This window comes from Neisseria maigaei (assembly GCF_958267405.1).
Taxonomy (GTDB): domain Bacteria; phylum Pseudomonadota; class Gammaproteobacteria; order Burkholderiales; family Neisseriaceae; genus Neisseria; species Neisseria bergeri.
The window spans coordinates 1-5,987 of the sequence record NZ_CATQFT010000011.1 but is presented as its reverse complement, the minus strand read 5'-3'; the positions used below and the strand labels follow the sequence as shown (position 1 = coordinate 5,987).

General features: G+C 50.8%; 1 protein-coding gene, 2 tRNA genes and 3 rRNA genes. All 6 read left to right on the top strand.

The features are described from left to right. Window positions 1-140 precede the first annotated feature (140 nt). The 6 genes from Q3O06_RS04440 to Q3O06_RS04415 all read left to right on the top strand — a co-directional run bounded on the left by Q3O06_RS04440 (window position 141) and on the right by Q3O06_RS04415 (window position 5,987). Window positions 141-1,681 (top strand): 16S ribosomal RNA (locus tag Q3O06_RS04440). Window positions 1,682-1,781: 100 nt separating this feature from the next. Further along, a tRNA-Ile gene (locus tag Q3O06_RS04435) sits at window positions 1,782-1,858 on the top strand. 5 nt (window positions 1,859-1,863) lie between these two features. After that, window positions 1,864-1,939 (top strand) — tRNA-Ala (locus Q3O06_RS04430). A gap of 371 nt (window positions 1,940-2,310) precedes the next feature. Next, window positions 2,311-5,202, top strand: a 23S ribosomal RNA gene (locus tag Q3O06_RS04425). A gap of 96 nt (window positions 5,203-5,298) precedes the next feature. After that, a 5S ribosomal RNA gene (gene rrf / locus Q3O06_RS04420) occupies window positions 5,299-5,412 on the top strand. The 16S, 23S and 5S rRNA genes sit together here with 2 tRNA genes alongside, the layout of an rRNA operon. A gap of 191 nt (window positions 5,413-5,603) precedes the next feature. Further along, entirely contained in the window at window positions 5,604-5,987 is a 384-nt protein-coding gene (locus Q3O06_RS04415) for a helix-hairpin-helix domain-containing protein (RefSeq protein ID WP_372337950.1), read from the top strand.

Genomic DNA, 5,987 nt, shown 5'->3' with positions numbered 1-5,987 from the left:
AACGCTCTTTAACAAAACAGATTACCGATAAGTGTGAGTGCCTTGAGCCTCACACTGTTTGAAAGACAGACAAGATAATGTTTTGAACATTGTCCTGTCGGTTTCTTTGAAGCAGACCAGAAGTTAAAAAGTTAGAGATTGAACATAAGAGTTTGATCCTGGCTCAGATTGAACGCTGGCGGCATGCTTTACACATGCAAGTCGGACGGCAGCACAGAGAAGCTTGCTTCTTGGGTGGCGAGTGGCGAACGGGTGAGTAACATATCGGAACGTACCGAGTAGTGGGGGATAACTGATCGAAAGATCAGCTAATACCGCATACGTCTTGAGAGGGAAAGCAGGGGACCTTCGGGCCTTGCGCTATTCGAGCGGCCGATATCTGATTAGCTGGTTGGTGGGGTAAAGGCCTACCAAGGCGACGATCAGTAGCGGGTCTGAGAGGATGATCCGCCACACTGGGACTGAGACACGGCCCAGACTCCTACGGGAGGCAGCAGTGGGGAATTTTGGACAATGGGCGCAAGCCTGATCCAGCCATGCCGCGTGTCTGAAGAAGGCCTTCGGGTTGTAAAGGACTTTTGTCAGGGAAGAAAAGGCTGTTGCTAATATCATCGGCTGATGACGGTACCTGAAGAATAAGCACCGGCTAACTACGTGCCAGCAGCCGCGGTAATACGTAGGGTGCGAGCGTTAATCGGAATTACTGGGCGTAAAGCGGGCGCAGACGGTTACTTAAGCAGGATGTGAAATCCCCGGGCTCAACCTGGGAACTGCGTTCTGAACTGGGTGACTAGAGTGTGTCAGAGGGAGGTAGAATTCCACGTGTAGCAGTGAAATGCGTAGAGATGTGGAGGAATACCGATGGCGAAGGCAGCCTCCTGGGATAACACTGACGTTCATGCCCGAAAGCGTGGGTAGCAAACAGGATTAGATACCCTGGTAGTCCACGCCCTAAACGATGTCAATTAGCTGTTGGGCAACCTGATTGCTTGGTAGCGTAGCTAACGCGTGAAATTGACCGCCTGGGGAGTACGGTCGCAAGATTAAAACTCAAAGGAATTGACGGGGACCCGCACAAGCGGTGGATGATGTGGATTAATTCGATGCAACGCGAAGAACCTTACCTGGTCTTGACATGTACGGAATCCTCCAGAGACGGAGGAGTGCCTTTGGGAGCCGTAACACAGGTGCTGCATGGCTGTCGTCAGCTCGTGTCGTGAGATGTTGGGTTAAGTCCCGCAACGAGCGCAACCCTTGTCATTAGTTGCCATCATTCAGTTGGGCACTCTAATGAGACTGCCGGTGACAAGCCGGAGGAAGGTGGGGATGACGTCAAGTCCTCATGGCCCTTATGACCAGGGCTTCACACGTCATACAATGGTCGGTACAGAGGGTAGCCAAGCCGCGAGGTGGAGCCAATCTCACAAAACCGATCGTAGTCCGGATTGCACTCTGCAACTCGAGTGCATGAAGTCGGAATCGCTAGTAATCGCAGGTCAGCATACTGCGGTGAATACGTTCCCGGGTCTTGTACACACCGCCCGTCACACCATGGGAGTGGGGGATACCAGAAGTAGGTAGGATAACCGCAAGGGGTCCGCTTACCACGGTATGCTTCATGACTGGGGTGAAGTCGTAACAAGGTAGCCGTAGGGGAACCTGCGGCTGGATCACCTCCTTTCTAGAGAAAGAAGGGGCTTTAGGCATTCACACTTATCGGTAAACTGAAAAGATGCGGAAGAAGCTTGAGTGAAGGCAAGGTTCGCTTAAGAAGAGAATCCGGGTTTGTAGCTCAGCTGGTTAGAGCACACGCTTGATAAGCGTGGGGTCGGAGGTTCAAGTCCTCCCAGACCCACCAATAACGGGGGCATAGCTCAGTTGGTAGAGCACCTGCTTTGCAAGCAGGGGGTCATCGGTTCGATCCCGTTTGCCTCCACCAAAACTTTGCAAATCAAAGTAATCCTGTTGCTTTTATTTTATTTGTACTTTTATATTTTATAGCAACTTATTTTGATTTGCGGAGTAAAATAACGACGCATCGATCTTTAACAAATTGGAAAGCCGAAATCAACAAACAAAGACAATGAGTTTGTTTTGATTTTTACCTTTTGCAAAGGGTAAAAATCTCTCGCGAGAGAAAAGAAAACAAACACAGTATTTGGGTGATGATTGTATCGACTTAATCCTGAAACACAAAAGGCAGGATTAAGACACAACAAAGCAGTAAGCTTTATCAAAGTAGGAATTTCAAGTTTACTTCCCTAGTCAACGGGTAGGTAAACGAAGTCAAAGAAGTTCTTGAAATGATAGAGTCAAGTGAATAAGTGCATCAGGTGGATGCCTTGGCGATGATAGGCGACGAAGGACGTGTAAGCCTGCGAAAAGCGCGGGGGAGCTGGCAATAAAGCTATGATCCCGCGATGTCCGAATGGGGAAACCCACTGCATTCTGTGCAGTATCCTAAGTTGAATACATAGACTTAGAGAAGCGAACCCGGAGAACTGAACCATCTAAGTACCCGGAGGAAAAGAAATCAACCGAGATTCCGCAAGTAGTGGCGAGCGAACGCGGAGGAGCCTGTACGTAATAACTGTCGAGATAGAAGAACAAGCTGGGAAGCTTGACCGTAGTGGGTGATAGTCCCGTATTCGAAATCTCAATAGTGGTACTAAGCGTACGAAAAGTAGGGCGGGACACGTGAAATCCTGTCTGAATATGGGGGGACCATCCTCCAAGGCTAAATACTCATCATCGACCGATAGTGAACCAGTACCGTGAGGGAAAGGCGAAAAGAACCCCGGGAGGGGAGTGAAATAGAACCTGAAACCTGATGCATACAAACAGTGGGAGCACCCTAGCGGTGTGACTGCGTACCTTTTGTATAATGGGTCAACGACTTACATTCAGTAGCGAGCTTAACCGAATAGGGGAGGCGTAGGGAAACCGAGTCTTAATAGGGCGATTAGTTGCTGGGTGTAGACCCGAAACCGAGTGATCTATCCATGGCCAGGTTGAAGGTGCCGTAACAGGTACTGGAGGACCGAACCCACGCATGTTGCAAAATGCGGGGATGAGCTGTGGATAGGGGTGAAAGGCTAAACAAACTCGGAGATAGCTGGTTCTCCCCGAAAACTATTTAGGTAGTGCCTCGAGCAAGACACTGATGGGGGTAAAGCACTGTTATGGCTAGGGGGTTATTGCAACTTACCAACCCATGGCAAACTCAGAATACCATCAAGTGGTTCCTCGGGAGACAGACAGCGGGTGCTAACGTCCGTTGTCAAGAGGGAAACAACCCAGACCGCCAGCTAAGGTCCCAAATGATAGATTAAGTGGTAAACGAAGTGGGAAGGCCCAGACAGCCAGGATGTTGGCTTAGAAGCAGCCATCATTTAAAGAAAGCGTAATAGCTCACTGGTCGAGTCGTCCTGCGCGGAAGATGTAACGGGGCTCAAATCTATAACCGAAGCTGCGGATGCCGGTTTACCGGCATGGTAGGGGAGCGTTCTGTAGGCCGATGAAGGTGCATTGTAAAGTGTGCTGGAGGTATCAGAAGTGCGAATGTTGACATGAGTAGCGATAAAGCGGGTGAAAAGCCCGCTCGCCGAAAGCCCAAGGTTTCCTACGCAACGTTCATCGGCGTAGGGTGAGTCGGCCCCTAAGGCGAGGCAGAAATGCGTAGTCGATGGGAAACAGGTTAATATTCCTGTACTTGATTCAAATGCGATGTGGGGACGGAGAAGGTTAGGTTGGCAAGCTGTTGGAATAGCTTGTTTAAGCCGGTAGGTGGAAGACTTAGGCAAATCCGGGTCTTCTTAACACCGAGAAGTGACGACGAGTGTCTACGGACACGAAGTAACCGATACCGCGCTTCCAGGAAAAGCCACTAAGCTTCAGTTTGAATCGAACCGTACCGCAAACCGACACAGGTGGGCAGGAAGAGAATTCTAAGGCGCTTGAGAGAACTCGGGAGAAGGAACTCGGCAAATTGATACCGTAACTTCGGGAGAAGGTATGCCCTCTAAGGTTAAGGACTTGCTCCGTAAGCCCCGGAGGGTCGCAGAGAATAGGTGGCTGCGACTGTTTATTAAAAACACAGCACTCTGCCAACACGAAAGTGGACGTATAGGGTGTGACGCCTGCCCGGTGCTGGAAGGTTAATTGAAGATGTGAGAGCATCGGATCGAAGCCCCAGTAAACGGCGGCCGTAACTATAACGGTCCTAAGGTAGCGAAATTCCTTGTCGGGTAAGTTCCGACCCGCACGAATGGCGTAACGATGGCCACACTGTCTCCTCCCGAGACTCAGCGAAGTTGAAGTGGTTGTGAAGATGCAATCTACCCGCTGCTAGACGGAAAGACCCCGTGAACCTTTACTGTAGCTTTGCATTGGACTTTGAAGTCACTTGTGTAGGATAGGTGGGAGGCTTAGAAGCAGAGACGCCAGTCTCTGTGGAGTCGTCCTTGAAATACCACCCTGGTGTCTTTGAGGTTCTAACCCAGACCCGTAATCCGGGTCGGGGACCGTGCATGGTAGGCAGTTTGACTGGGGCGGTCTCCTCCCAAAGAGTAACGGAGGAGTTCGAAGGTTACCTAGGTCCGGTCGGAAATCGGACTGATAGTGCAATGGCAAAAGGTAGCTTAACTGCGAGACCGACAAGTCGAGCAGGTGCGAAAGCAGGACATAGTGATCCGGTGGTTCTGTATGGAAGGGCCATCGCTCAACGGATAAAAGGTACTCCGGGGATAACAGGCTGATTCCGCCCAAGAGTTCATATCGACGGCGGAGTTTGGCACCTCGATGTCGGCTCATCACATCCTGGGGCTGTAGTCGGTCCCAAGGGTATGGCTGTTCGCCATTTAAAGTGGTACGTGAGCTGGGTTTAAAACGTCGTGAGACAGTTTGGTCCCTATCTGCAGTGGGCGTTGGAAGTTTGACGGGGGCTGCTCCTAGTACGAGAGGACCGGAGTGGACGAACCTCTGGTGTACCGGTTGTAACGCCAGTTGCATAGCCGGGTAGCTAAGTTCGGAAGAGATAAGCGCTGAAAGCATCTAAGCGCGAAACTCGCCTGAAGATGAGACTTCCCTTGTGGTTTAACCACACTAAAGAGTCGTTCGAGACCAGGACGTTGATAGGTGGGGTGTGGAAGCGCGGTAACGCGTGAAGCTAACCCATACTAATTGCTCGTGAGGCTTGACTCTATCATTTGAAGGACTTCAAGAGATAAAAGCTTACTGACTGATTCAGTCATCACCGAATATATTGATTAAGGCTTTACCGATTTGTAACAGTTTAAGTTTGGCGGCCATAGCGAGTTGGTCCCACGCCTTCCCATCCCGAACAGGACCGTGAAACGACTCAGCGCCGATGATAGTGTGGTTCTTCCATGCGAAAGTAGGTCACTGCCAAACACCCTTTCAGAAAACCTCCGATTATTCGGGGGTTTTTGCTTTGTGCGGCAGAGATGGAGCTTGGGGAGGGATAAGCCGGGGGCGGACGGTTTCCCTGCGGTATTGGTGGGAATGGTCTTGAAACAAACGTACATTCATTTTAAAATGATGAAAAATTCCATCTGTTTGGTCGGATATGTATACCTGTCGGTATGGCGGACGTATCCGTCCGGCAGTTCCGTTTCGTACGGCGGTGCCGTTTTGTTTTATTGTTCCCATACTTTGGAGGAAACCTTATGAAAAAGATTTTTATGCTGTTGTATATGCTGTTCTCCTGCGCCTTCTCCCTTGCGGCGGTAAACATTAATGCCGCTTCGCAGCAGGAGTTGGAGGCGCTGCCGGGCATAGGCCCTGCGAAGGCAAAGGCCATTGCGGAATACCGTGCGCAAAACGGTGCGTTCAAGTCTGTGGACGATTTGACGAAGGTGAAGGGCATCGGCCCGGCGGTGCTGGCGAAGCTGAAGGACCAGGCTTCGGTCGGCGCGCCCGCACCCAAAGCCCCCGCCAAACCGGTGCTGCCCGCAGCTAAAAAATAG